20 protein-coding genes and 1 riboswitch are annotated in these 26892 nt (G+C 48.5%); of the genes, 15 read left to right on the plus strand and 5 right to left on the minus strand.

Going from position 1 to position 26892, the window contains the following annotated elements:
- Nucleotides 1-37 precede the first annotated feature (37 nt).
- Nucleotides 38-239: riboswitch (cobalamin riboswitch) on the plus strand.
- A gap of 80 nt (nt 240-319) precedes the next feature.
- Together LZD49_RS17990 and LZD49_RS17995 are read left to right on the plus strand one after the other, a co-directional pair.
- The gene (locus LZD49_RS17990) at nt 320-2206 is read left to right on the plus strand and encodes a TonB-dependent siderophore receptor (protein ID WP_234668963.1); all 1887 of its coding nucleotides are present in this window, start codon (nt 320-322) and stop codon (nt 2204-2206) included.
- A gap of 10 nt (nt 2207-2216) precedes the next feature.
- Nucleotides 2217-3296 carry a YncE family protein gene (locus tag LZD49_RS17995; RefSeq protein ID WP_234668964.1) on the plus strand — a complete coding sequence of 360 codons (1080 nt, stop codon included), beginning with the start codon at nt 2217-2219 and terminating at the stop codon, nt 3294-3296.
- A gap of 152 nt (nt 3297-3448) precedes the next feature.
- On the opposite strand, the gene LZD49_RS18000 is transcribed toward LZD49_RS17995, so the two are convergent.
- From LZD49_RS18000 to LZD49_RS18020, 5 genes are all read right to left on the minus strand, one after another.
- Complete coding sequence (locus LZD49_RS18000; protein ID WP_234668965.1) at nt 3449-4189, minus strand: M48 family metallopeptidase; 741 nt, start codon at nt 4187-4189, stop codon at nt 3449-3451.
- 68 nt (nt 4190-4257) lie between these two features.
- Nucleotides 4258-5595, minus strand: coding sequence for a DEAD/DEAH box helicase (locus LZD49_RS18005; RefSeq protein WP_234668966.1), 1338 nt, complete (start codon nt 5593-5595; stop codon nt 4258-4260).
- A 37-nt stretch (nt 5596-5632) separates the two neighbouring features.
- A complete protein-coding gene (fbp, locus tag LZD49_RS18010; RefSeq protein WP_234668967.1) occupies nt 5633-6628 on the minus strand; it encodes a class 1 fructose-bisphosphatase in 996 nt (331 codons plus the stop codon).
- 265 nt (nt 6629-6893) lie between these two features.
- Nucleotides 6894-9536: a valine--tRNA ligase gene (locus LZD49_RS18015; protein WP_234668968.1), complete on the minus strand. Its 2643-nt coding sequence runs from the start codon at nt 9534-9536 to the stop codon at nt 6894-6896.
- A gap of 83 nt (nt 9537-9619) precedes the next feature.
- Complete coding sequence (locus LZD49_RS18020; protein WP_234668969.1) at nt 9620-11455, minus strand: sensor histidine kinase KdpD; 1836 nt, start codon at nt 11453-11455, stop codon at nt 9620-9622.
- Between the two features lie 168 nt (nt 11456-11623).
- Here LZD49_RS18020 and LZD49_RS18025 point away from each other — a divergent pair, with 168 nt between their 5' ends.
- The 13 genes from LZD49_RS18025 (at nt 11624) to nuoH (ending at nt 26881) form a co-directional block, all read left to right on the plus strand.
- Complete coding sequence (locus tag LZD49_RS18025) at nt 11624-12457, plus strand: T9SS type A sorting domain-containing protein (protein ID WP_234668970.1); 834 nt, start codon at nt 11624-11626, stop codon at nt 12455-12457.
- 157 nt (nt 12458-12614) lie between these two features.
- Nucleotides 12615-13187 carry an adenylate kinase gene (locus LZD49_RS18030; RefSeq protein WP_234668971.1) on the plus strand — a complete coding sequence of 191 codons (573 nt, stop codon included), beginning with the start codon at nt 12615-12617 and terminating at the stop codon, nt 13185-13187.
- A 24-nt stretch (nt 13188-13211) separates the two neighbouring features.
- Nucleotides 13212-14219, plus strand: a complete 1008-nt coding sequence (gene obgE, locus LZD49_RS18035) for a GTPase ObgE (protein WP_234668972.1) — start codon at nt 13212-13214, stop codon at nt 14217-14219.
- Between the two features lie 74 nt (nt 14220-14293).
- Nucleotides 14294-17521 carry a T9SS type A sorting domain-containing protein gene (locus tag LZD49_RS18040; protein ID WP_234668973.1) on the plus strand — a complete coding sequence of 1076 codons (3228 nt, stop codon included), beginning with the start codon at nt 14294-14296 and terminating at the stop codon, nt 17519-17521.
- A gap of 158 nt (nt 17522-17679) precedes the next feature.
- Nucleotides 17680-19845, plus strand: a complete 2166-nt coding sequence (locus LZD49_RS18045) for a sialate O-acetylesterase (protein ID WP_234668974.1) — start codon at nt 17680-17682, stop codon at nt 19843-19845.
- Between the two features lie 186 nt (nt 19846-20031).
- Complete coding sequence (locus LZD49_RS18050; RefSeq protein ID WP_234668975.1) at nt 20032-20406, plus strand: NADH-quinone oxidoreductase subunit A; 375 nt, start codon at nt 20032-20034, stop codon at nt 20404-20406.
- 27 nt (nt 20407-20433) lie between these two features.
- Nucleotides 20434-20976, plus strand: a complete 543-nt coding sequence (locus LZD49_RS18055) for an NADH-quinone oxidoreductase subunit B (protein WP_234668976.1) — start codon at nt 20434-20436, stop codon at nt 20974-20976.
- Between the two features lie 5 nt (nt 20977-20981).
- Nucleotides 20982-21482, plus strand: a complete 501-nt coding sequence (locus LZD49_RS18060) for an NADH-quinone oxidoreductase subunit C (protein WP_234668977.1) — start codon at nt 20982-20984, stop codon at nt 21480-21482.
- Nucleotides 21483-21499: 17 nt separating this feature from the next.
- On the plus strand, nt 21500-22726 hold the full coding sequence (gene nuoD / locus LZD49_RS18065) for an NADH dehydrogenase (quinone) subunit D (RefSeq protein ID WP_234668978.1): 1227 nt from the start codon (nt 21500-21502) through the stop codon (nt 22724-22726).
- Between the two features lie 25 nt (nt 22727-22751).
- Nucleotides 22752-23249 (plus strand): NADH-quinone oxidoreductase subunit NuoE, encoded by a 498-nt coding sequence (gene nuoE, locus LZD49_RS18070; protein WP_234668979.1) that lies wholly within the window; start codon nt 22752-22754, stop codon nt 23247-23249.
- 30 nt (nt 23250-23279) lie between these two features.
- Nucleotides 23280-24620 (plus strand): NADH-quinone oxidoreductase subunit NuoF, encoded by a 1341-nt coding sequence (gene nuoF / locus LZD49_RS18075; RefSeq protein ID WP_234668980.1) that lies wholly within the window; start codon nt 23280-23282, stop codon nt 24618-24620.
- A gap of 30 nt (nt 24621-24650) precedes the next feature.
- A complete protein-coding gene (locus LZD49_RS18080; RefSeq protein WP_234668981.1) occupies nt 24651-25766 on the plus strand; it encodes a 2Fe-2S iron-sulfur cluster-binding protein in 1116 nt (371 codons plus the stop codon).
- A 35-nt stretch (nt 25767-25801) separates the two neighbouring features.
- The gene (nuoH, locus tag LZD49_RS18085; protein ID WP_234668982.1) at nt 25802-26881 is read left to right on the plus strand and encodes an NADH-quinone oxidoreductase subunit NuoH; all 1080 of its coding nucleotides are present in this window, start codon (nt 25802-25804) and stop codon (nt 26879-26881) included.
- The last annotated feature ends 11 nt before the right edge of the window (nt 26882-26892 follow it).

Raw genomic sequence — 26892 nt, forward strand, 5'->3', positions numbered from 1 at the left:
AGCGGTTATCGCAAAGAACAGAAAGTCAGTGAAAATGTCTAACTTTGCTACGCTTGGTGCCATAAGCTGCTTTTAGTCAGCAATTAGGCTTAATAGGGAATTCCGCACAACCGGAAGCTGTCCCCGCAACTGTAAGTCAACCGATACGTGCCCGATCTTCAATGCCACTGTTTCTAAAACGGGAAGGCAAGGGACACGAAAGACGAGCCAGGAGACCTGCCAGAGCATTTGATCGGAACGTTTTCGGAGGAAAAACGGAAGATCGATGCCAATCGTGTGAAGTAGGGTGTTAACCGACAGGAAATTTCTGATTAGACTGATGTTATGGGCAAGCCTGGCTTTCTCTATACCTGCCTGTGCCCAAAGTGATTCCATTGCGCTCGAACCGGTGATCGTAAGAGGCTTTGTACCGCAACGGTTCATGAGTGGCCTGAAAATACAGCCGATTGATTCGGCCGTTCTTGCGCAGGCGCGGTTCCAGAATATCAGCGACGTACTTTCTGCATTTACTCCTATTGCATTCCGAAACTATGGCCCCGGGCAATTGAGCACTTCCTCATTCAGAGGCACGTCGGCCAATCATACCGCAGTGTTGTGGAACGGGCTTAATATCAATGCACCTACTCTTGGACAAACAGACTTTTCGACTATCCCTGTTGCCGGTTTCGACCAACTCTCCGTTCAATATGGCTCATCAGCCAGCGTTATTGGCTCGGACGCCGTCGGGGGAAGCATCTTGCTTGATAGTCGTGCATCGGTACAGCCATTTCACGCGTCGATAGGCAGGCAGCAAGAGAGCTTTAAAAACCACCAAACTCATGCTGACCTTCGCTATACCACGAGTTTGAATAGCCTTTGGTCATTTTCGGGGAAAACTGCGTTTTATGATGGTCGTATGAATAATAATTACCCTAAACCTTTTCGCAGAAATTATCAGCTTTTACCAACCGAAACATTTCAGAAAGGCATTGTACAAGACTTGTTTTTCCAATCAAAAAAAGACCAGGAAATCTCGGCGCATGTCTGGCTTACCGACAACAAACTAATTTTGACGCCCGACGAGCAAGGCCGTGAGATGACGCGCACCACGGCATACCGAACGATGCTCCGTTACCGGATCGGGACGCTCACATCACGCACAGCCTGGGTACGCGACATCATCGATTACGCCAAGGGCGACCTTTCCCGCCCCGACCATTCGGTAACCGATAAGTTTGCCACGAGAATTGAAAAAGACTTTTTGATAAATATCGGGAGCAACCTGAATACCGTCTCCATTAAAACCGGTAGCGAATGGACGCATTATCGCTCACGTGTGCCGGGCTATGACCGCTCGCCAATAAGCGAAAATCGCACCGATGTATTTCTCCTCACGCGCTGGCAGGCAACATCTCGTCTCATTACTTCGGTCAATCTGAGGCAGGGACTTGTCAGTAGTTTTAATCCGCCTTTTACACCGTCAATAGGTATTGAATTTAATGTAGTGCAAAAAGAAGATTACAAACTGATTGCCAAAGGCTCCTACGGAAGAAGTTACCGGGTTCCAACACTGAATGAACGTTACTGGAAAGACCTGGGCAATCCGGATATCCGCCCGGAAACAGGCTGGAATAAGGAAGCGGGTCTCGAACAAACTTTCAAATCTGCTTTCGGCGGTACGCTGCGGACTTCCGCAACTTTTTACCATAACCGTATTAAAGAGTGGACTTACTGGAACCCGTCGAGAAATTACCGGGTCGAGAATTTGCAACAGGTACTCGCCAGGGGATTGGAGTTGCAAATGAGTTATCAGCGCCAAACCAGATCCTGGCTGGCCGGACTGGATGCCGGTTACGCGCTTAACAGAAGCAGCCAGGAAAAGGCTTATGATAATTATTCACAGGACATCGTGGGGAAGCAACTAGTTTTTGTACCTGAGCATTCGGCGAACGCAAATGCATTTATCCAATACAAGTTCACCCGTCTAACAGGCCAGTTCCAAGGTTCCGGCAAGCGCTATACCACCTTTGATAATTCGCAGTTTCTGGACGGCTATGGCTTGGTGAACCTACTGGCCGAGACCTCTATTTCCGCCTGCAAAATGAAACTCCTCGTCCAGGGTCAGATCCGCAACGTTACGGACAAGTTTTATTTAAATGTCAGAAATAATGCGATGCCGGGAAGAAGTTATGCAGTAAGTTTAACCTTTAGTTATGATTCTCAATAATTCAATGAAAATGAAAAAACAGTTAGCCAGTTCATTAGCAGTAGCGTTTTCGGCAGTGTTGGTATGGTCTTGTAACCAGAGTGACCCGGATCCCAAAGGCGATTATGTAAGTGGTGTTTTTGTGTCTAATGAAGGTAATTTCTCGCAAAACAACGGTTCTGTATCCTTCTTCCCCCGCGAGAGAAACACGGCCGATGCCGACATTTTCGCTGCTGCCAACGGGACTGCATTACAAGGTGGCGTACAGGATTTCGTAGCTGCAGATGGGAAAGGCATCCTTCTGGTCGACAACTCGGTCGCCGGGCAGGACAAGGTTGTATTTGTGGACAGCTATACATTTAAGAGCGAAGCTTCGATTGGCGCGCCCGATATTGAAAACCCTCGCGAAGCAGTAATTACTGGCAGCAAGGCTTATGTATCGTGTTGGGGAACCAATGCTGATCTAAAATACACTACCGGCTATATCGCTGTTATTGATCTGGCTACTAAAAAGGTGACCAAAAAGATAAACGTCGCCGACGGCCCCGAGAACCTGGTCTATTCAAATGGGAAACTTTTTGTAGGCTCTACACCCTGGGGAGCCGGCAACAAGCTGACCATCATTAATACTACTACCGAAGAGGCGGGCTCCCCAATTGCAACACAGGGTGCTGCGAATCCGGTAGGGCTCGATGCGAATGGTAAGTTGTGGGTCAATGCCAATGACAAAGTCCTCCGCATCAATACTGAAACAAATGCAACGGAAACTACATTAGCGATCGCCACGGAAGGCTTCAAGTCACCGGGCAACTTCACTTTTAGCACCGACCTCAGATCGATCTTTTTCGTGCTCTCATGGTTCGATAGCAATGGCAGGGAGCTTGGTGCCACTTATAAGTTCGGTATTGGCGACGCGCAGATCGCCATGACTACGCCTCTGATACCACGTGTGTTCACAGGACTGGCGGTTGATCCTACACAAGGGTTGCTCTATGCAGGTGTTACACCGTCGTACGCGCAAGCAGGTTACGCGATACGCTACCGCACGGATGGCAGCGTGGTCGATTCTATCAAAGTGGGCGTTGCGCCAACAGGATTTTTCTTTCAGTAAAGACTATGTCTCGCGGAGTCGGAGGCGTTTACGCAGGGTGCCTTCGACTCCACGAGACATAACGAAAGACATGCTAAGTAGTTTCGTGAGGGGTACCCACGCATAAAAAAAGTCTCCCGGTTGGGAGACTTTGAATTTCTAAACAATGCCGCTTACTTGAAGAACCCATGTGGATCAGGCATTTTGGCTTTTAACAGCTCTACGAAATCGAGGTTCAGTTGGCTGAAATCGAGCGTACGTCCTTTGTGCAAATGATCCCATGACTTGTCGAGCTCATTGAGATTGTAATGCAACAATGCCAGATTGTACTGCCCCAATGCGTAAGTAGAATCAATAGAGACCGCACGTTTCAGCAATTCCGCCGCCTCGTCCAACTCCTCTTCCCGACTGCTAATTGCGTACAGTTTAAGTTCCACCGTCGACAGGTCTACCAGCAACGGTACATTGTCGGCCTGCAAGCTTACGCCCTTACTCAACATTCTTTTAGCATCAACCCAGTTTTCACGCTGGTAGGATACAACGCCCAGACCCCAGTAAGTTTCCACGTTCTTGTCGTTCAGCAGTTGGGCGAGATTGAATCGGTAACAGGCCGTGTCGAGAGAACCTTCCTGCAAATATTCCCAGGCACGGGCTGCAAAAAAGCTGCTCGCCTCTGCGCGATTGGAAAATGATTTGTCACATTCACTCAGGAATTTGATCTCTTCGTCGATCTGCTCCGATGTCTTACTCACTTCCCCGAAGAGCGGGAGAACCCGCCTCTCTTTTAAATCAAGAGGCTTTTTGGTGGCAACATTTGTATCTGTGCTTGTACCCGCGCTCGCCAGATGCGTGTTTTGAGCAAAGCCCATCACAGGTATCAAAATGGCAAGCCAAATTACAACAGACTCTTTCATAATTGACTTAAATAGAAGAACAGGTTTCTATTGTCCAAGTTAAACGGATTTATTGGAATTGTATTGCATTACCTTCGTTTACTTCTTCCGCCTGCTCCCCTGCGGCCTTTACCGGTATTCCCTGACGGCTTTTTGGTTGTCGGGATGTACCGCTTTTTTTCGTGAAATGCGCCCTTAAAAGTCGGGTCGGCTTTTCGTTTTTGATTATCTATCTCACGCAGCATATCCTGCCGCTCCTGGAACGGCGTTTCGGCGATCTCCACCTCGTCGGGGAATTCGGTCCTCGGGATTTCCGTTCGGATCATCGCCTCGATCCTGCCGATATGGTACTCATCGGCGACGGTCATAAAGGTAATGGCGCTGCCAATATTATTGGCGCGGCCGGTACGGCCGATCCGGTGTACATAATCCTCGTAGATTAGCGGCACATCGAAGTTGATGACATGGCTCACCTCGGTGATATCGATTCCACGCGCAACAACGTCGGTAGCGACCATAACCCTGATTTGCCCCTCACGAAATGCCTCCATCGCATTAATGCGCGTGTTTTGACCCTTATTTGCGTGGATTACTCGCAGTTCCGCTTCGGGAATAACTCGGTTCAGCAGGTTCTGATGCACCAGCCCGGCTACCTCACGGCTGCGCGTGAACACGAGCACCCGTATGAAGGTCTCCTTATCTCCTAATAAATAGGATAGCAGGTTAACTTTCGTGCGGAAGTTGGGAACCTCGTAAAGCGATTGCGATACCATTTCAGCCGCAGTTGCCTGCGGGGTAACTTCGATACGGATTGGAAATTCGAGAAATTCGTGAGAGAGGTGTTCAACTTTTCCCGAAAATGTTGCTGAGAAAAGCATATTCTGCCTTTTGGTCGGGATGATTTCCAGCAATTTGCGGATCTGCGGCATAAAACCCATATCCATCATTTTATCGGCCTCATCGAGTACCATTACATTCAGATGCTTGACAACGATTTCTTCCTGGAAATACAAATCCATAAATCGCCCCGGAGTAGCTACGATAATATCGACGCCTTTACGAAGCTCTTCGATCTGCGTCTTCGGGCCGACACCACCATAAAGGACTACCGTCCGGATATCGGTGTATTTTGAAAGTTGCAAAATGGCCTCCGAGATCTGCATTGCCAGCTCGCGAGTGGGGGCCAAAATCAAAGCCCTCGGATGCTGTCCCTGGGCATATTTGATGCGCATTAATAATGGTAATGTGTATGCGGCTGTCTTGCCAGTACCTGTCTGGGCTATGCCAAGAATATCCTGCCCCGCCAGTGCCACTGGGATCGCCTGTTCCTGAATAGGGGTCGGTTCTGTATAGCCTGCTTCTTCAATCGCATTGAGCAATTGGCGGTTGAGCTTAAATTGCTCGAATGTATTTTGCGTCTCTTGCATGACGCAAAGGTACGAAAACTAAAACGGTAGCCGGTTATCAGCCTTTCACAACGTCATCGACAAGCCCGGCAGAGCCTATATAAATCGGCGAGCGCTGGTGAAACGATTGCGGCACAATGTCGAGGATACTACCAAAACCATCGCTCGCTTTTCCACCTGATTTTTCGGCGATAAATGCCAGCGGGTAGCATTCATAAAGCAGCCTCAGCTTGCCCTTCGGGTCTTTTTTGGTAGAAGGATAAAGATAAATGCCGCCTTTGAGCATATTACGGTGGAAATCGCCCACGAGCGAACCGATGTAGCGCGCGCTGAAATTTTTAGACTTGCATTGCGCAATGTATTGCTGCACAAATCTCGGATAGCTGTGATAATGCCCCTCATTTACCGAGTAGATCTTTCCCTCGGCCGGGGTACCTATGTTTTTGTGTGATAAAATAAATTCTCCGAGCGAATGGTCGAACGTAAAGCCATTCACGCCATCGCCGGTAGAGTACACCAGCATCGTCGAGGAACCGTAAAGAATATACCCTGCCCCGACCTGCTTCCGACCGCCCTGTAAAAAATCCTCTATCGAAGCCGGGCCATTAATAGGCGTTATGCGGCGGTAAATGGAAAAAATGCTACCGATCGAGACATTTACATCAATATTGGAAGATCCGTCCAGCGGGTCCATCGCCACCACATATTTCCCGTGGTTATTTCCAGTGTGTATAATGTCTTCCTCTTCCTCCGAAAGGATGGCGCAAACTTCTCCCCCGTTTTTCAATGCGCGGATAAAACGGACATTGGCGACGATATCGAGTTTCTGCTGGTCCTCGCCCTGCACATTCTCCGTCCCGCTTCCACCCGCAATGTCGACCAGCCCGGCCCGGTTGATTTCCCGGTTGATGATTTTTCCCGCAAGTGCGATGTCCCGGAGTAGCTGCGATAACTCACCGGTCGCATAAGGAAATGCGCTTTGGCTGTGCATGATGAAGCGGTCGAGTGTGACACCCACCGGCACCACCAGTTCCTGTACTGATTTCGTCGCCATATTCAATTGAATTACATGAGATTGTCATGAAATTTACATCCGGTTTTTTCCCATTTCCAAACAGTTTGACCTAATAAATTTTTTTAAAAATTAATATGATTATCTCTCCATTAATTCATTGATTAATCCTAAGGGTGAGCCATTTACATGGTCGTCGCGTTGCACTTTTTAAATGTCTGTACGACATTAAACCGTATTCTAGCAAAATAAGAAAGCACAAGGCGCTTATGCCCTGTGCTTTACGTATGCGTTTTATTTTTGACGCTTATTTAAGCCTCGCCAATGCGTCAGTCAATGTAGAGATCTTCGCTTCGGCATCAGCTTGCTTCTGGCGCTCTTTTTCGACGACGTCTCCTTTCGCATTCGCGACAAAACGTTCATTCGAAAGCTTCTTGATCACTGAATCAAGGAAGCCTTGCGTATATCCCAGCTCCCGTTGCAAGTTCTCGCGTTCCGCCTCCACATCAAGCTCATCGGCCAGGTTCACGAAGAACTCATCGGATTTCACCCGGAAAGAATTCCCTTCGCCTTCGGCTGTTACATAGCTAATGCCTTCCACATTCGCCAGCTTTTCGATCAATGGCGTTAATGCATTGTAGCGGTCGCCAGCTTCGGTGCGGATTGCCAGCGGCAATGCGGTCTTGGGACTAATCCCTTTTGCATTGCGCAGGTTACGGATCGACGAAACAAGTTCAAAAAGAATATCGAAATCATTCAGCAATGCCTGGTCGTATTCAGCAGCTTGCGGAAAGTGCGCGATACAAATGGATTCTTTCTCGCCCCTTTCAATAATATTCTGCCAGATTTCTTCTGAAATAAAGGGCATGAACGGATGCAGCAAGCGCATCAAACGGTCGAAGAAGTCGAGCGTTGAATCGTAAATCGACCGGTCGATCGGTTGCTCGAATCCCGGCTTGATCATTTCCAGGTATTGCGCACAGAAATCATCCCAAATCAATTTATACACCGAGTTCAATGCATCCGAGATACGGAATTTCGAAAAGTGATCCTGCACTTCGGCCAGACTCTGGTTCAATTTGCTCTCAAACCACTGCACTGCCAGCTTGGAGCCTTCCGGAACAGGCAGCTCGCTGTCCACAGTCCAGCCTTTTACCAAGCGGAACGCATTCCATATCTTGTTACCAAAGTTCCGGCCTTGCTCGATCAGCTTTTCGTCGTAAGGCAAATCATTACCCGCCTGAGAGCTGAAAAGCATGCCGGTACGGATACTGTCCGCGCCAAATTGATCGATCAAATCAATCGGATCGGGCGAGTTACCCAGCGATTTCGACATTTTGCGGCCCTGCTTGTCGCGAACGATACCGGTCAGGTACACATTCTTGAACGGATACTGGCCGCGATATGCATAGCCTGCGATAATCATCCGCGCTACCCAGAAGAAAAGGATCTCAGGGGCAGTTACGAGGTCATTTGTCGGGTAATAATAATTAACTTCTTCATTATCTGGCTCTTTGATGCCATTGAAAACCGAGATCGGCCACAGCCACGACGAGAACCAGGTATCGAGCACGTCGGGGTCTTGGGTAATGTCTTCTTCTGTTAATGCAAAGAGCTGGTACTCGTGCTGCGCTTTCCGCAATGCCTCGCGTTTCGACTTCGCGACTATGATAGTGCCGTCGTTCAGGTAATAGGCCGGAATGCGGTGGCCCCACCAAAGCTGGCGGCTGATGTTCCAGTCACGGACATTCTCCATCCAGTGGCGGTAAGTATTCTTGAATTTCGCAGGGATCAACTGCACCGTATCATTCATCACATTCTCGAATGCAGGCTTACTGATTTGCTCCATTTTCAAAAACCACTGCTCCGAAAGTCGCGGCTCGATCACCGAATTGGTACGCTCGGAATGGCCCACATTGGACTTATATTCCTCGACTTTCACCAGGTTACCTGACTCATCGAGCATTTTGATGATCTTCTTCCGCGCCGCAAAACGATCTTCGCCAACGAGAATCTGCGCCTTATCATTCAATGTACCATCCTCATTCAGAAGATCGATAATAGGCAGGTTGTGACGTTTGCCGAGTTCGTAGTCATTGGTATCATGCGCAGGCGTCACTTTCAGACAACCCGTTCCAAACTCCATTTCCACATATTCATCTGCAATGATCGGAATCGCGCGATTAATCAGAGGAATCAGTACTTTTTTACCAATCAAATGCTGGTAACGCTCATCCGCAGGGTTCACACAAATTGCAACGTCCGCCATAATCGTCTCTGGCCGTGTAGTTGCGATTACAACTCCTTCCTCCATACTACCTCCTCCATGCGCTCCTTCCAAAGGATACCGAAGATAAACCAACTTTTGGTTCACCTCTTTCATGATCACTTCTTCGTCGGAAACGGTCGTGCGTGCCTGCGGGTCCCAGTTCACCATCCTGTGGCCGCGGTAAATCTCGCCCTTGTTGTATAGGTCAATAAATACGTCGATCACCGAATCGTACAAATCCGGTTCCATCGTGAAGCGCGTGCGGTCCCAATCACAGGAAGCGCCGAGCTTGCGGAGTTGTTGCAGGATAATACCACCGTATTTGTGGGTCCATTCCCAGCAGTACTCAAGAAACTCGTCGCGGGTAAGGTCGCGCTTACTGATACCGCGTTCCTTGAGCATGGCTACCACTTTGGCTTCTGTGGCGATGGAAGCATGGTCGGTGCCGGGTACCCAGCAGGCCTCTTTGCCTTCCATCCGCGCCTTGCGGACCAGAATATCCTGAATGGTGTTATTGAGCATATGCCCCATATGCAGCACGCCTGTGACGTTCGGCGGCGGGATCACAATGGTGTAGGGTTCTTTATCGGGATTAGGACTCGATTGAAAGAACTTGTTCTCGATCCAGTAGGAGTACCATTTATCCTCTATCTCCTGAGGGGCATAAGTTTTGGAAATCATTGTCTATTCAGAAATTTACCGTAACTGTCGGTTGGTCGTCTTAAAATGACGGCAAGTTAGGGGTTACAGGCGATATTTCTAAACTATTGCTCCTCTTTGCGGACCGGCAGCCAGATCGTAAATGTGCTTCCCTCACCCGGTTTACTCTGCAAGTGGACGATTCCTTCGTGCGCCTCAACCATCTTTTTTACATAACTCAGCCCGAGCCCGAAACCTTTCACATCATGGACATTACCAGTAGGCACGCGGTAGAATGTGTCGAACACCCGCTGCTGCTGCTCACGGCTCATGCCAATGCCTTTGTCGGCGATCGAAATGGCAATACCGCCGTTCTCATTCTTAGTAGTGACATTCAAATGCAGCTTCTCGGGCGAGTATTTGATCGCATTGTCGATGAGGTTATTGAGGATATTAGAGATATGTACCTCATCCGCGGCCACTACATCTTCCTCTGCATCAAAATTCAAATCGACTTCGCCTTCTTTCTGTTCGATCTGGACACTCTGACCATTTAAAGCCTTACCGATCAGGTCATGGATATTGGCGTCGGTAATTTTTAGTTTAACATGACCTTTATCCAGCAATGCCATTTGCAATACCTTCTCCACGTGTGTCCCAAGCCTTTTGTTTTCCTCGCGGATAATACCCAGATAGCGGTCCAGTCGTGCAGCTTTGGGGTTTTCCATTAAAGAAGCCGAGTTCTCGTGGGCCATTTCCGCCGCCAATGCAATGGTGGAAATGGGCGTTTTGAACTCGTGGGTCATGTTGTTGATAAAATCATTCTTAATGTCTGAAAGCTTTTTCTGACGAAGAATGGTCGTCACGGCCATGTAGAAACAAGCCATGATGACAATGATCAATATGCCCGAGCCGCCAAACATCACACCCATATTGCTCAGAATATACCGCTGCTGATCTGGAAAAAATACGTACAGTGCATTCTGCGCACCTAGCGTCTCATTGGGAAAAAGCGATGCCTTATAAGACCTTTCCTCCCATTCACCTGGCCGCATGCTCACGGTCGAGAAAATAAGGCTATCTGCCAACTGCCCGCGCACTGCTCCCCGCACAGCAAATTCATATGGCAATGCTATACCGTTTTGAACCAGTTGTTTTTTTAACAGCGTATCTAGTAAAAAACGGTTCACACGCTGCTCAATAGGCCTTTTGGTGTAAATGAAATCCTTCATCACCTCTTTCAGCAACTCGGCACGGTCGGGCTCCGCCGAAGCAATCACAGCACGCGATTTTTGCTTGCCGCCTTTGACATTGTCCGGCAATGCTACTTTCCGGTTCGCGATGCTTCTCGAAACGGAATCCTTTTTCTGCCCGTCACCGCCCTTCCGGCGCACTTCGAGATCAGCAACACCGCGGAATGCATTACCCAAACGGCGCTCATCATCCAGCCTGCGGCGCATAAACTCGTCTATACCGGCCATGCCATATTGCTGGGCCTGGAAAAACTCTTCCATAATGCGCTGCTGGTGATCCACCATCACTCTGAAATTAGGGCTTAGCACGTCGGTAGGCACTGCTTCTGTAATAATCTGGTAATGAATCTCCTCCCCGTTTGGACCGATCGCGATTTCCATCCGGGGCTGCATACGCGGCACTGTCTCCTGCATTGGCACTTTAGAGGCAGGCGGGACGGTCCGCTTCACCGGCATCTCGCGTAATTGCGCAATGCGATCGAGCCTGCTTTTCTGTTGTTCGGTCTCGATCCGGCGTTGCAACAGGTACATCATTTCCTGTTTTTCCAACCGGTGTACCACCTGTTGTACCGACTCCGAAACCTTCTGGTTGAACTGGTCATTTCGGATTGCGATAGCCTCCCTGATCCAGTACCATTGAAAGCCGATCAGGCCGATCAGCGCCAGACACATTAGCCCTACTATGATTTGTATTTTCCTTCTGGTCATAATTTCTGCTCCCTTATGCAACGCGGGCTATGCTTTGCCCGACATTTTGACAGAAACAAATTTAATGTTTCGCCCCCGGCCCGAAGCGTTTTTAACATTATTTAACAGCGCTAAAAGCAACATAGCCATGGTTTTGCAATTCATTCAGACTCAAAACAAAAACTGCTTATGAAAACTGTCTCTATTCAAAAACTGACATGGTCGCTGCTGCTCGTAGCCGCCCCCGCATTCCTATCCGTTGCCCAGGCGCAATCAGACAAAAAACCAAAATCCGAGGATCAGGACAAAAAGACAAGTATCCGTATTAAAGTCACGGAGGACGAAAACGGTAAGACGCGGGATATTGAAAGGAGTTATGAAGTGGGTGCAATGACCGACACGGAAAGACAAAAGTTCGTCGACAAAGTCCTTGATTCATTGAAAGTGGATAAGAAAAAAAAGCAAACCATTTCTATTACAGTTGACGATGGAAACGACGGCGCGATTGCTGCTAAAAAGCGTAAAAAAGTCATCATCGATCACCGCGACCCCCACGAACCGATGGCATTTCACTGGGACAGCGATTTCAAATATGATATGGACTGGGATTCCGACAAGTTCCGTGAAAATATAAAAACGATCGAGAAAAACTTCAATAAGGATTTCCACCCGAAAGCCAAAATTTTAATGCGTGAAATGGAAGACTTTGGTAAGAATTTCGGGAAAAACTTCGACTATGAATGGGACAACAATGTCAAATCCGCTAATGTCCGTTCACTGACAGCCTATGCTAACAACCCGGCCGACGATGTGCTCAATCTGCGTTTCAGCGTACCCGAAAAAGGTAATGTGACCGTGACAGTAACCGACACAAAGGGTAAGGAAGTGGGGAAAAAAGAGATCCACGACTTTGAAGGAGAATACGTAGGCCAGATCGAACTTAAGAAAAATACAAAAGGAACGCTCTTCGTAACAGTGGTTCAGAATGAAGATGGGGCGGTGAAAAGGGTGGTTATTCCCTGATTGGAGCCACTTTTACGATAGCGAATCCCCTTTGTCAGAAATGGTGAAGGGGATTTTTCTTGTAAAAATTATGCAACAATATCGCTGACATATAGTAAGAATTGTAAATTTGCGGGATATTCACCAATCTACCGCGACATCAATTTTTGAAGCAACTATGCTGAATCTTATACTGTTTGGCCCTCCGGGTGCTGGGAAAGGTACCCAAAGTGAAAAAATAATTGCAAAGTACAATTTGATCCACCTTTCGACAGGAGATCTGCTTCGCTCCGAAATCCAGACGGGAACCGAACTGGGATTGAAAGCCAAAACATTGATGGACCAGGGTATTCTGGTACCCGACGAGGTGGTGATCGGGATGATCGACAACAAATTGAAAGAGCACCGCGACGCGGCCGGCTTTATTTTCGACGGTTTCCCGAGAACTGTGAAGCAAGCCGAAGCGCTAGATAACCTGCTCTCAAGCTATGATGAAGGCATTTCGGTGATGGTGGCATTGTCGGTTGACGACAACGAGCTGCTCGCCCGGTTGCTGAACCGCGGCAAAACATCAGGTCGTCCCGACGACCAGAATGAAGAGCTGATCGCAAAGCGCATCCAGGAATATAACAGTAAAACCAAACCCGTGGCAGACTATTACCAGGAACAAGGTAAGTTTGTAGCTATCGACGGGATAGGCGAGATCGATTTTATTTTCGGAGAAATTTCGAAAGCTATCGAAGCTGCCTAATTTCCAATTTTTCACTATACCCACATGGCCTCCTCCAACTTCATCGACTACGTAAAGATTAATGCGCGCTCCGGTAACGGCGGTGCCGGTTCCCTGCATTTCCGCCGTGAAAAACACGTCGAAAAAGGTGGACCCGACGGCGGCGACGGCGGACGCGGAGGCCACGTGATCCTGAAAGGCAATTCCCAACTCTGGACATTGCTGCACTTGAAATATACCAAGCACGTCAAGGCTTTTGACGGCAAAGGGGGTGAAGGCGGCCGACGAACAGGTGCCATCGGAAAAGACATTATTCTTGAAGTCCCACTCGGAACAACAGCAAAAAATGCAGAAACGGGTGAGGAGCTTTTTGAGATTACCGAAGACGGACAGGAAATGATCCTGCTCCGCGGCGGTCGTGGCGGAATGGGCAACGACCATTTCAAATCGGCTACCAACCAAACACCCCAATATGCACAACCTGGCGAATCCGGCACCGAAGAATGGTTTGTGCTTGAACTGAAAGTATTGGCTGACGTCGGACTTGTTGGCTTCCCCAACGCCGGCAAATCCACATTACTGTCGGTAGTTTCGGCCGCCAAGCCGGAAATTGCCGACTACCCCTTCACTACCCTGGTCCCTAATCTGGGTGTAGTAGCCTACCGCGACTATAAATCGTTCGTGATGGCGGACATTCCCGGCATCATTGAAGGTGCCTCACAGGGCAAGGGGCTTGGCCTCCGCTTCCTGCGACATATCGAACGCAACTCTATTCTGCTTTTCCTCGTACCTGCCGATAGTGAGGACATTGAGGCGGAATATCAGACACTCGTACAGGAGCTCCGACTGTACAATCCATCCCTTCTCGATAAAAACCGCATTTTGGCTATTTCTAAAATGGATGTACTCGCTGATGACGAGCGGGTTGCATTACAGAAAAATCTACCAAACGGTATCCCCACACTTCTTATTTCTGCAATTACCCAAGAAGGAATTGAACAATTGAAAGACAGAATATGGGAATTGATCAACTCGCCGTTTCCCGTAGGATAATATTTTCTTGAAAGAGGCAACCATTCGGTGCAAATTGTGTGTCCAAGCAGTTATTTCAATGAATTTCCAGTAACATGAGACACTATCTACCGTATTTGTTTTGGGTAGTATTCGGCATTATTTCTTTTACCGCACACGGACAAATCAACATCGATTTCCCATCCGATCGCGCCGTATTTCAGCGCGATAAAGGTAATAAGGCTACTATTTACATTGCTGGAAGCTACACGAAGGTAGCGGACAAAATTGAAGCAAAGCTTACCAAACTCACCGATTCAGGCACAAATAGGGACTGGGCAACCGTAAAAGACAATCCACAGGGCGGTTTCTTCTCGGGAGTGCTCACCGATGTGCAAGGCGGTTGGTACAGGCTTGAAATCCGGGCTTTGAAAGGTGGCCAGGTAATAGACACGCGCCCGGTAGACCATGTAGGCGTGGGCGAAGTGTTTATGATCGCTGGACAATCGAACGGGGAGGGATACCGGAATGATGAGCCAGGCAAACCATACTTTGATTGGGGAGTACAGGGCGCCGGAGACGACCGGGTTAGTGCCGTAAATCACATGAATGTACAGCCAATAGACGGTCTCCCAAGCATGGGGTCAGATTACCCATATCCGTCATTTACACATGTTGATTCCCAGTCCGACATTGCTCCACGAGGCAGGTCTGCCTGGAATTGGGGGAGGCTGGGCGATAGGCTGGCCTCTAAACTGGGCGTGCCGGTGCTCTTCTATAACGTAGCGTGGTACGGAACCCACGTTGCAGCATGGCGTGAAAGTATTTCGGGCGCTTATGCCAAATCTTTTTATGCTGACAGAAATTTTGAACCTGCGGGAATGCCTTACAGCAATATGCGGGATGTAATCCGTCGCTATACTTCACTCACAGGGCTAAGAGGAATTCTCTGGATCCAGGGAGAGGCTGACAATGATAGGAACACCGGTAGGGATGAGTATTTCAATGATCTGAGAACGGTTATCGAGGCATCCAGAAATGAGTCAGGCAAGAACATTTCATGGATGGTATCCCAAACATCCTACAACAATAGAAACGGATCTGACAACGAGATTATTGAAGGACAGGCCAAGGTTATCAACAACGTACCCAATGTATTTCAGGGACCTCAGACCGACTTGATACAAACTCCCCGTACCGATGCTGCTAATAATCTCGAAGGCGTTCACTTCATGAAGGATGGCCTGACCCAACTGGCAGATGCCTGGTACGACCGCCTCAACGACGACTTTTTCAACCGTTCCGAACCGTATTCGGGAATGACTCCATTGAGTGTTGTGGCTTCATGCGCAGGCAATGGCAACGTGACTTTAACTGTGGAAAATAGCGGAGTCCGTGATTTCAGCTGGACAAATGGAGGTAATTCCAATAGTGTGCAAGTTGGTAACGGGACTTATCGTGTTACCGCACGTGATGATCGCAATAATCTGATATGGTCGCCGGAAATCCGCATCTCCGAACAAATCCAGCCGAACCAACCGACCATTAGCATTGATGGAAGCAACCCGGTTTGCGTTGGCAATACTGCTACATTGGTTTCAAGCTCTGCTGAAAATGCGACATGGAACACTGGTGCTACGGGCGACCGCCTTCCTGTTACGGTGGGAGGCGACTATTTTGTGAAAGTAAAAAACATCTACGGTTGCGAGGCTACGTCCGAAAAAGTGACGATGAAAGTAGTAACATCGCCTTTACCCGACAAACCGAAAATTACCGCATCTGGCGTGCTAACTTTCTGCCAAGGCGGCGAGGTAACGCTTACTTCAGATTCGAAGGTGAAGAGCGTTTGGTCAAATGGTGTCACGAATCCAAGCATTACCGCGGTGAACTCGGGAGATTTCCGTGCCCGCGCACTCAATGAAGAAGGCTGTTACTCTCCCGAATCGGATGTAATTACAGTGAAAGTAAATCCATTGCCTGCCAAACCGCAAATTTCGTTGAGCGGCGAAACCACATTCTGTGACGGCGGCAATGTGACCATGACATCCAACTATGATACGGGCAATATCTGGAGTACAACGGCGATTACTAAAACGGTTTCGGTCACTGCCACCGGCACATTCTCGCTCACACAGCGTGACGGCAACGGCTGCGAATCCAAATCTGACGAGGTAGCCGTGAAAGTAAACCCATTGCCCGCCACACCAGCCATTACCGCTTTGCGCCCTACTACATTCTGTGACCGTGATTATACCAGATTGCGTAGTAGCGAAGCATACCTCTATCAGTGGAGCAATGGCTCAACAGAACGTGAAATCGAGATACGGACTTCGGGCAATTTTACTATTTCTGCTAAGGACGCCAATGGCTGTATTTCGCCGGTATCGCCTGTGGTGCAGGTGGTAGCGAATCCCCTCCCGCCTACGCCAGTGATCACCTCGGATGGCCCAACAACTTTCTGTGCAGATCTGAGCGTAAATCTTACTTCGACTACCGCGGCAGGCTTTTTATGGAGCAATGGAGCGTCCACCCAAACCTTGAAAGTGACAATCGCCGGTACTTATTCGGTGCAGACGATTAATGAGTTCCAATGCTACTCCGATCCGAGCAATCAGATCGCCACACAAACATTGGCATTGCCACCTTCTCCTACGGTTACGGCCCGACAGGCAACCACTTTTTGTGACGGCGATACAATTTTCCTAAAAGCATCCAATGGTAATGAATTCTTTTGGAACAACGGTTTAGAGGGAGACAGTATAGAAGTTGTCAAGACGGGCGACTACGCTGCAAGGATTATGGATGACCGTGGCTGCTATTCCCCCTATTCAGCTTCTGTTGCCGTAGAAGTGAAACCTTCGCCAACAGCCCCGACAATCAAGAAGGTAGGTGTTTACACCCTTTTTGCGGAAAACAACCTGGACGTCGGCGACCACGTTTGGAAATACAACGATGTCGAACTGACTGAGAACAGCGCCACACTGAAGGCTGTTCGGGCAGGTAATTACGTTGTCAACAACACCATCGTTTACAGTTCGACGCTTACCTGTGCATCCGAGTTTTCCGAGCCGTTCCTTTTCTATCTTGACACTGCAAATCCCGGCTTCGTAGCTTACCCGAATCCGAATGTTACCGAGAGGGTCGCTGTTGAAACACTTACAAATGTTGTGAACGCCGAAGTGCAGATTATCGACAGCCGAGGAGTGATTCACCGCACCTTCAAAGTGGCAAAATTTGATAGCCAACAATACTTCAATCTCAGCGGGCTTTCCAGCGGAATCTATTTCATTCGGGTCACCTCGGCATCATTGAATGCTACGCAAAAGCTGGTCATCGTTCGATGAGCGGGCATTCAACAGCTTCCTCGTCAAAAAAGCGGAATAGTGATATTTTACCCAAAATTATCCCTTACATTTGTGACTGTTTTGTCATTGAATGCATTAGCAAAATCAAAACCTGAATCATTATAGCCTATAAAACTTTACCTGTATCAGAATTACCAATGCGTTATAGAATTATTCTTCCGGTAGTGGCAAAGGCATTGCTGTTGGTTTGTCTCGTTTCATCGACGGTCTTTTCTCAGATCAAAATTACTTCTCCTACTTTTCAGGCCGTCTATCAGCGGGATGTGACGGGGCAAAGAGAGCTGACTGTATCTGGAACATTTACCGCCCTAATGGACAAAATAGAAATCAGGGCCGTGCCTGTTGTCCAGGGACAAGGTGTGGAAACTCCCTGGCAAGATTTACAGATCGCACCAAAAGGTGGGGTTTTCATGGGTAGGATAACCTTGTTCGGAGGTTGGTATACGCTTGAAGTAAGAGGCGTTTCCGATGGCAAGATTGTAGGAAGGGATGTGCTTTCACGTGTTGGGATAGGCGAGGTTTTTATCATTGCCGGTCAGTCCAATGCGCAAGGCCTAAAGGGCAAGCCAACACCTCCGGGAGCTGTGGACGACAGGGTACTTTATATCGATAACTACGAGAATGATCCTCTCGGTATGTATGACGATCTGCTTACAGATCCAGTACCTCCCACATTTTCAAAGATTACCAGCAACATAAAGACAATGTCTCCGCGCGGCCAGACCGCATGGTGCTGGGGAGCATTGGGCGACCTCCTGGTTACCAAACTGAACGTACCTGTGCTTTTTATCAATACGGCATGGGAAGGCACGTCGGTGACGAACTGGGCAGAAAGTGCGGTAGGAAAGAAGACTGCTAGTTTTTATGGTTACAACTACAATCCCGGAATGCCTTATGCCAATCTTCGGATCGCTGCCCGCAACTATGGCAATCAGTACGGCTTACGCGCTGTCCTTTGGATGCAGGGTGAAACGGATGGCTTTTTCGGAACAACTTCTGCTTTGTACAGAACGAGTCTTCAAACTATCATAGACAAGCTGCAAACCGATACACAAAAAAGAATTTACTGGGTGATAGCACGCACAAGCCTATCATCAGGTGACAATAAGGTAGATCCCAAACCGTATCCCGGTATCATTGCAGCCCAAAATGCGGTACTCGATACCCCATTTAACCCTACTTACGCAGGTCCCCAAACCGATCCGCTGGTACCAGACCGCAAGGATGGCCTTCACTTCGAAGGAGAAGATGAACTCCGAATTCTCGCTAACGCCTGGAATGAGAGCCTTGATGCTAACTTCTTTTCCACAGTTCCACCTGCTGCACCAGCAGCCGTCCCTGCGATCACTGCAGTCTGCACTACTGATAATGATGCAGTAACCATGACATTACCAACAGGATACGCCTCCTATGAATGGAAGACCGTTGAAAAAGGGGAGACTATCTCAACACCAAAAAGCAGTACAATCACCATTCGGAAAGCCGGAACTTACCGGGCTACGGTTCGTGACGCAGCCGGCAACTCTATTCTTACTTCGGTAGTGGTCCTTAACAATGACGCCAGGCCGGTGCAACCCAGCATTCTTCAACAAGGCGAGCAACAAGCTTGTGCCGATTCATCGTTCAAATTCTCTGTAAACGATGAAGGAGAAATTTACAACTGGTACAAGCAGGGCGCAGCGGAAGTGGTAGCAACCGGAGCAGTTGCCAGTATCGCCGAAAGCGGCAATTACTATGTTAAAAGCCAAAACGTTTTTGGATGCGTTTCGAATAACTCATCGCCCGCAACATTGACGATCCGTGCCAAAATCTCCAAGCCAACCATCGAACCATCCGGGCCTTTCAGCATTTCTGCGAGCATCCCGGAGGGGGCCGAAACGAATGAAAGTTTCCTCTGGCGACGTCCCGGCTCAGAGAGTGATACCACTGCGACACTTATCAAGATTTTGAAATCAGGTGTGTACTCCACCAAAGCGAGAGTGACTTACACGATCGGAAACAGCAATACGCTGGTCTGCTATTCGGATACGGCTTCCAGAGAGTTCAAAACAAACGAACAAAACGAGATCGTTATCTACCCAAACCCTAGCCAAGGTACTTACATTTACATTGAGTCACGGGACAATATCAAGGACGCGTCATTCACGCTGTTCGACATTCACGGTAACATTATCAAAACCACTTCTCCTCAATTGCTCGATAGCCGGATGCAAATCGACGTGGGTCTTTTGCCTACCGGCAAGTACATCCTCCGTGTGACTGGGCAGGGTCAGAGCCTTACGAAACAAATTGTGGTTAGATAAACATTATTTCCGTTTTTAGTACTAAATAAGCCCCGCCACAACGGGGCTTATTTAGTATGATACTAATTAGGCAAAAGAATTTGATTGATAAATTTGCAAAGCCTAATTTTGAGAAACGGGAAGAAATGTAACTCACTGGCAACAGTTTTTACGGCTTTCTTTACCGGTAGTAACCGACTTATTGAGATGAAAAACGAATATCTCCCTTCCGACTATTTGCCCATCATTGTGCAATTTTTGCTAGCTGCCGGCTTCATTGGTGGCACCATGATTGTCACTCACCTCATCGGCCCGAGCCGCAAAAGCCAGAAGAAAGACGATCCGTTTGAGTGCGGTATCGAATCTGTCGGCGACGCCCGGACACCTATTTCCGTAAAGTACTTTCTGGTAGCGATCCTTTTTGTGTTGTTTGATGTGGAGGTGATCTTTATGTACCCTTGGGCTGTGAATTTCAAAGGTCTGGGAATGTTCGGCTTTGTAGAAATGTTATTGTTTATGGCCTTGTTACTTTCCGGTTTCTACTATGTGATCCGGAAAGGTGTGTTGAACTGGGAAGAGTAGGCCGGAACATTCAAATTATTGTCAATTATGAAAGAAGTTAAGATAGTTGGAGCTCCTGACGGGCACAGCGGGGCCGGTTTTTTCGCGACTTCGCTCGACCAGGCCATCGGTCTTGCACGGAGCTATTCATTGTGGCCGCTGCCTTTTGCGACCTCATGCTGTGGTATCGAGTTCATGGCTACGATGGGCGCTCATTATGACATTTCGCGTTTCGGTTCGGAACGCCCCAGTTTCTCGCCGCGCCAGGCCGATCTGCTGATGGTTATGGGCACCATTGCCAAGAAAATGGCCCCGGTAGTAAAGCAGGTATATCTTCAAATGGCGGAACCACGCTGGGTAATGGCCGTTGGCGCCTGCGCATCCAGTGGTGGTATATTCGATACTTACAGCGTTTTGCAAGGAATCGACCGTATCATCCCGGTTGATGTTTACGTTCCCGGATGCCCGCCGCGTCCCGAGCAAATTATCGATGGTCTCATGCAGATCCAGTATCTAGCACAGAATGAGAGCCTTCGTCGCCGGAATACCGACGAATACCAGGAATTATTGACCTCTTATAATATTCAATAACCCCCATGCTGACTAACCAGGAGGTAGCCGAAGGGCTTTTGGAAAAATTCGGTGATCAGGTTTTCGGTTTCGAAGAACCTTACGGGCTCCTCACACTTTCCACAACGCGGGAAGACATTCTTCCGCTGATGGAATTCCTGAAAGATCACAAAACCTGGCAGGTTATCTTTCTCACCGACCTTACCGGTGTACAATATCCTGACAATAAAGGACAAGAGTTCGTGGTCGTGTACCACCTGCACAGCTTCGTCCATAATTTCCGTATCCGTATCAAAGTAGCCCTTTCGGAGGCTGATTTGCATATCCCGACCGCCACTGGCCTGTTCGCATCGGCCAACTGGATGGAGCGGGAAACATATGACTTTTTTGGTATCTTGTTTGACGGTCATCCTAACTTGAGACGCATTTTGAACATCGAGGAGATGGATTATTTCCCAATGCGCAAGGAGTACCCAATGGAAGATGCCACCCGCGAAGACAAAATTGATGCCCTATTCGGTCGCTGACCTTTTTTGAGTAAGACATGGCAGATATTGAATTATTACCGCATAACGTCCCTTCTCAAAGCGAGCTCCCCGAGCTGGTTGAGGAACTGACGACCCTTAACCTCGGTCCCACCCACCCGGCTACACACGGTATTTTCCAGAACGTCCTGAAAATGGATGGTGAAAAGATCGTTTCGGGTGAGCAAACCATTGGTTATATCCACCGTGCATTCGAAAAAATCGCCGAAAGAAGGCCGTTTTACCAGATCACGACCCTCACCGATCGTATGAACTATTGCTCGTCCCCGATCAACAATATGGGATGGCATATGACGGTCGAGAAGCTGCTCGGCATTGAAGTTCCGAAGAGAGCGCAGTACATCCGCGTGCTGATGATGGAACTTGCCCGCATTACCGACCATATCATTTGTAACAGTATCCTCGGTGTGGATACCGGCGCCTTTACGGGCTTTCTGTATGTAATGCAGAAGCGTGAGGAGGTTTACGAGATCTACGAAGAAGTATGCGGTGCGCGCCTTACGACCAACATGGGCCGAGTGGGCGGTATGGAAAGAGATCTGTCCAGCACAGCAATCCGCAAGATCAAAGAATTTATTAAGTCCTTTCCACCGGTACTGCGCGAGCTCGAAAAATTGCTCAACCGCAACCGGATTTTTATGGACCGTACCATTAATGTAGGCCCTATTTCACAGGAAAGAGCATTATCATACGGTTTTACTGGCCCTAACCTGCGCGCTGCGGGCATCGACTATGACGTACGCGTGATGAACCCATATTCTTCTTACGAGGACTTCGATTTCGAAGTACCTATCGGTCAGAATGGCGATACGTTCGATCGCTATATGGTCCGTAATGAAGAAATGTGGCAAAGCCTTAAAATTGTGGAGCAAGCCATCAATAACCTGCCAGAGGGCCCGTATTATGCGGATGCTCCTGAATTTTATCTGCCTCCAAAACAGGAAGTGTATAAAAACATGGAAGCGCTGATTTACCATTTCAAAATCGTAATGGGAGAAATTGACGCGCCTGCTGGTGAAGTTTACCATGCTGTGGAAGGAGGAAACGGCGAGTTGGGCTTCTATCTCATCAGCGACGGCGGAAGAGCACCTTACCGTCTGCATTTCCGCAGACCAAGCTTTATTTATTATCAGGCTTATCCTGAAATGTGCAAAGGCTCATCGCTGTCGGATGCAATCCTGACAATGAGTAGCATGAACGTAATTGCAGGTGAACTGGACGCTTAAAGTTTGTTAAAGACCCTATTTAGAAATGACCGAATCACCTAATCTGGTTGCGTTCACACCCGAACGACTCGAGACAGTAAAAGAAATCATCGCACGTTATCCTGAGGGCCGCCAGAAATCGGCTCTTTTACCTGTTTTACATGTAGCCCAGGAACAATGGGGCTGGGTAAGCAGCGAAGTAATGGATTATGTAGCAGGTCTTTTGAATATACGGCCTGTGGAAGTGTATGAAGTGGCTACATTCTATACGATGTACCACCTCGACCCTGTTGGCAAGCACGTGATCGAATATTGCCGTACAGGACCTTGCTGCCTCATGGGTGGTGAAGATGTGTACGGTCACTTGAAGAGAAAACTGGGTATCGAACCTGGTGAAACTACGGCTGACGGCCTGTTTACATTAAAAGAAGTAGAATGCCTTGCCGCATGCGGCTGGGGACCGGTTTTCCAGATCCGCGAGCAGTTCTACATGAACCTGACTAACGAGAAGGTCGACCAAATCATAGAAGAGTTAAGTAAATAAGCTTTTAGTAGCTGAAAATATTATCCTCAAATGGCTAGAAAAATTTTAACGGAGCATATTAATGTCCCCGGTATCGAAACCTTCGATGTTTATCGTAAACAGGGAGGCTATACTGCCGTTGAAAAGGCTATCAAAACCATGACCCCGGAAGAGGTGGTGGAAGAAGCGAAAAAATCAGGCGTACGCGGTCGTGGTGGTGCTGGTTTCCCGATGGGAATGAAATGGGGCTTCCTGGCCAAGCCCGAGGGCGTTCCCCGTTACCTGGTTTGTAATGCCGATGAATCGGAGCCGGGTACCTTCAAAGACCACCATTTAATGAAATGCATTCCCCACCTTCTGATCGAGGGAATGATCATTTCCAGCTTCGCATTAGGCGCTAACAAGTCCTTCATTTATGTCCGCGGCGAGCTGATGTATGTGATCCGGATTTTGGAAAAAGCCATTGCTGAAGCGAAAGCACAAGGGTTTTTAGGTAAAAATATCCTTGGCTCAGGCTATGACCTTGAACTGGTTGTACAACCCGGAGGCGGCGCTTATATCTGTGGTGAAGAAACTGCATTGCTGGAATCGCTTGAAGGAAAAAGAGGTAATCCAAGAAACAAACCGCCATTCCCTGCTGTAAAAGGCCTTTACCAAAGCCCGACAGTAGTGAACAACGTGGAGTCTATCTCCAATATGCCCTGGATTATCAATAATGGTGGTGACGCTTATGCGACTATTGGCATTGGCAGAAGTACCGGAACTAAACTTATTTCAGCCTCAGGACATATTCAAAAGCCTGGCGTGTATGAAATAGAGTTGGGTGTGAGCGTGGAAGAATTCCTTAATTCGGATGAGTATTGCGGTGGTGTCCGTAAAGGTCACTATTTGAAAGCATTGGTTGCCGGCGGGTCTTCTGTACCCATTCTTCCTGCAAACCTCATTACGAAGACAGCGGCTGGTGAAGATCGGCTGATGACTTACGAATCTCTTTCGGACGGTGGTTTTGCGACAGGCACCATGCTCGGATCGGGCGGGTTTATCGTTTTTGACGAAACAGCTTGTATCGTTCGCAACACCTGGAATTTCTCACGCTTTTACCACCACGAATCCTGCGGCCAATGCAGTCCCTGCCGGGAAGGAACTGGCTGGATGGAGAAAGTCCTCCACCGCATTGAGCACGGTCATGGCAGTATGCACGACATCGATTTGCTCGTCGATATTTCAAAGAAAATAGAAGGTAACACCATTTGTCCGCTCGGCGATGCGGCGGCCTGGCCCGTAGCCAGCGCGATCCGCCATTTCCGCGACGAATTTGTATGGCATATCACCCACCCGCAGGAAGCTACCCAGCCCGGCGCGGTATACATGGGTGAAATGGCCCTGGTGTAACAGATCTCAGAACATTGTACAGGATTGGACATGGAAGAAGTTAAACCCCAATTATTGAAAATTACATTCGATGGCATCGAGGTTGAAGTAGAACCCGGGACTACCATCATGCAGGCGGCGCGCAAAATCGCCGAAGCAGATGATAGCCAGGGACATCTTGTTCCTCCGGCTATGTGTTACTATAAACCACTTCCGGTTTCCGGAGGTAAATGCCGTGCTTGTCTGGTAAGGGTATCCGCAGGTTCTGCCAAAGATCCCCGCCCGATGCCGAAACTTGTTCCTTCTTGTATTACACAGGTTCAGGATGGAATGGTGGTTGAAAATACGACCAATCCGGCCGTACTCGACACCCGCAAAAGCATTGTGGAATTCCTGCTCATCAACCACCCGCTCGACTGCCCTATTTGCGACCAGGCTGGTGAATGTCATTTGCAGGATTTCGCATTTGAGCATGGTTCGGTGAAAACCCGTTACGAGGAAGAAAGAAGGACATTCGATAAAATCGATATCGGTCCGCATGTGCAGCTGCACATGACACGCTGCATCCTGTGCTACCGCTGCGTGTACACCGCCGATCAGATCACCGAAGGACGTGTTCACGGCGTAATGAATCGCGGGGATGCTTCCGAAATCAGCACCTACATTGAAAAGGCGATCGATAATGACTTCTCCGGAAACGTGATCGACGTTTGCCCCGTAGGCGCATTGACCGATAAAACTTTCCGCTTCAAAAACCGCGTGTGGTTTACCAAGCCGGAAGATGCGCACCGCGATTGTGACAAATGCTGCGGCAAGGTGACATTATGGTACCGCGGCGACGAGGTGATCCGCGTGACGGCTCGCAAGAATACCTGGGGCGAAGTGAACGACTTCATCTGTAATACCTGCCGTTTTGAGAAAAAACAAACAAGCGACTGGGTATTGGATGGACCAACGAAAGTAAAACGAAGCTCGGTGATTTCTGCCAACAAATACCGCAAAGACCTGGTTGCAAAGCCTGATTTTGCATTGAAACTGGCAGCGACGCAGTTTAAGCCGATTGACGACTCGCGTCCTTACACGACCGACGAAGAAACGATCCGTCACCAAAGCATTGAAAATAACGACAAGGCGAACCATCGTTCACTTTTGGCGAACAATAACTAACAACCAGCTAAGCAGCTAACCTAATTTGCTTTCAAATGGATTTAACCGAATTTCTTGTTAAAACCGCAACCATATTCGCTGTTTTCGTAGCAACACTGGTCATCGCCATGTACTCCACATGGGCGGAACGAAAAGTGGCGGGCTTCATACAGGATCGTAGCGGACCTAACCGCGCCGGCTGGGGGGGCTTATTGCAACCTTTGGCGGATGCGGGCAAGATGTTTTTCAAAGAAGACTTTATTCCAGCATTGGCCAACAAATGGCTGTTTATCGCCGGACCAAGCTTGGCCATGCTTACAGCAATGCTCGCGAGCGCAGTTATTCCCTTTGGTAGCACCATTCGCGTGGCTGGGCATGAAGTGCCATTGCAAGGCGTGGAATCTAATATTGGCATCCTGTATGTTTTTGGCGTTGTAGCTTTGGGCGTTTACGGCATTATGGTCGGCGGTTGGGCTTCGAACAACAAGTTCTCATTGCTGGGTGCAATTCGTGCAGCTTCACAGAACATTAGCTACGAAGTTGCAATGGGCCTTTCGCTGATCGCCATCCTGATGATGAGCAGCTCGCTTTCATTGGGTGAAATTGTGTCGCAGCAGCACGGTATGAATTGGAATATTTTCTATCAGCCCCTGGGTTTTATCATTTTCATTACCTGCTCATTCGCGGAATGTAACCGTGTGCCTTTCGATCTTCCTGAATGTGAAACCGAACTTGTAGGTGGTTATCACACCGAATACGGCAGTATGAAACTCGGTTTCTACTTGTTCGCTGAATACATCAACATGTTCATTTCCTCGGCGATCATTTCAGTACTTTACTTCGGTGGCTACAACTACCCTGGAATGGATTTCGTGTATAATCAGCTGGTTAATGCATTAGGTACTGAAACAGGTCACAATATCGCGACGCTGATCGGAACGGCTGTTTTCTTTGGAAAAGCATTGTTCTTCGTGTTCTTTTACATGTGGGTACGTTGGACAATCCCCCGTTTCCGTTACGACCAGTTGATGAACCTGGGCTGGAAAAAGCTGATCCCTCTTGCTATTCTTAACATCCTGATTACCGGTGCTGCGGTGCTTTTCTTGAAGCCTGTGATCACCGCGTGGTTAAATTAATTAAAATCGTA

Origin of the sequence: Dyadobacter sp. CY261 (genome assembly GCF_021440085.1) — a bacterium.
Taxonomy (GTDB): domain Bacteria; phylum Bacteroidota; class Bacteroidia; order Cytophagales; family Spirosomataceae; genus Dyadobacter.

Bases quoted from the DNA above. Each gene is read 5' to 3' on its own strand.
- LZD49_RS17990 (WP_234668963.1), top strand. From the start codon at position 320: ATGTTATGGGCAAGCCTGGCTTTCTCTATACCTGCCTGTGCCCAAAGT.
- LZD49_RS17995 (WP_234668964.1), top strand. From the start codon at position 2,217: ATGAAAAAACAGTTAGCCAGTTCATTAGCAGTAGCGTTTTCGGCAGTG.
- LZD49_RS18000 (WP_234668965.1), bottom strand. From the start codon at position 4,189: ATGAAAGAGTCTGTTGTAATTTGGCTTGCCATTTTGATACCTGTGATG.
- LZD49_RS18005 (WP_234668966.1), bottom strand. From the start codon at position 5,595: ATGCAAGAGACGCAAAATACATTCGAGCAATTTAAGCTCAACCGCCAA.
- fbp (WP_234668967.1), bottom strand. From the start codon at position 6,628: ATGGCGACGAAATCAGTACAGGAACTGGTGGTGCCGGTGGGTGTCACA.
- LZD49_RS18015 (WP_234668968.1), bottom strand. From the start codon at position 9,536: ATGATTTCCAAAACTTATGCCCCTCAGGAGATAGAGGATAAATGGTAC.
- LZD49_RS18020 (WP_234668969.1), bottom strand. From the start codon at position 11,455: ATGACCAGAAGGAAAATACAAATCATAGTAGGGCTAATGTGTCTGGCG.
- LZD49_RS18025 (WP_234668970.1), top strand. From the start codon at position 11,624: ATGAAAACTGTCTCTATTCAAAAACTGACATGGTCGCTGCTGCTCGTA.
- LZD49_RS18030 (WP_234668971.1), top strand. From the start codon at position 12,615: ATGCTGAATCTTATACTGTTTGGCCCTCCGGGTGCTGGGAAAGGTACC.
- obgE (WP_234668972.1), top strand. From the start codon at position 13,212: ATGGCCTCCTCCAACTTCATCGACTACGTAAAGATTAATGCGCGCTCC.
- LZD49_RS18040 (WP_234668973.1), top strand. From the start codon at position 14,294: ATGAGACACTATCTACCGTATTTGTTTTGGGTAGTATTCGGCATTATT.
- LZD49_RS18045 (WP_234668974.1), top strand. From the start codon at position 17,680: ATGCGTTATAGAATTATTCTTCCGGTAGTGGCAAAGGCATTGCTGTTG.
- LZD49_RS18050 (WP_234668975.1), top strand. From the start codon at position 20,032: ATGAAAAACGAATATCTCCCTTCCGACTATTTGCCCATCATTGTGCAA.
- LZD49_RS18055 (WP_234668976.1), top strand. From the start codon at position 20,434: ATGAAAGAAGTTAAGATAGTTGGAGCTCCTGACGGGCACAGCGGGGCC.
- LZD49_RS18060 (WP_234668977.1), top strand. From the start codon at position 20,982: ATGCTGACTAACCAGGAGGTAGCCGAAGGGCTTTTGGAAAAATTCGGT.
- nuoD (WP_234668978.1), top strand. From the start codon at position 21,500: ATGGCAGATATTGAATTATTACCGCATAACGTCCCTTCTCAAAGCGAG.
- nuoE (WP_234668979.1), top strand. From the start codon at position 22,752: ATGACCGAATCACCTAATCTGGTTGCGTTCACACCCGAACGACTCGAG.
- nuoF (WP_234668980.1), top strand. From the start codon at position 23,280: ATGGCTAGAAAAATTTTAACGGAGCATATTAATGTCCCCGGTATCGAA.
- LZD49_RS18080 (WP_234668981.1), top strand. From the start codon at position 24,651: ATGGAAGAAGTTAAACCCCAATTATTGAAAATTACATTCGATGGCATC.
- nuoH (WP_234668982.1), top strand. From the start codon at position 25,802: ATGGATTTAACCGAATTTCTTGTTAAAACCGCAACCATATTCGCTGTT.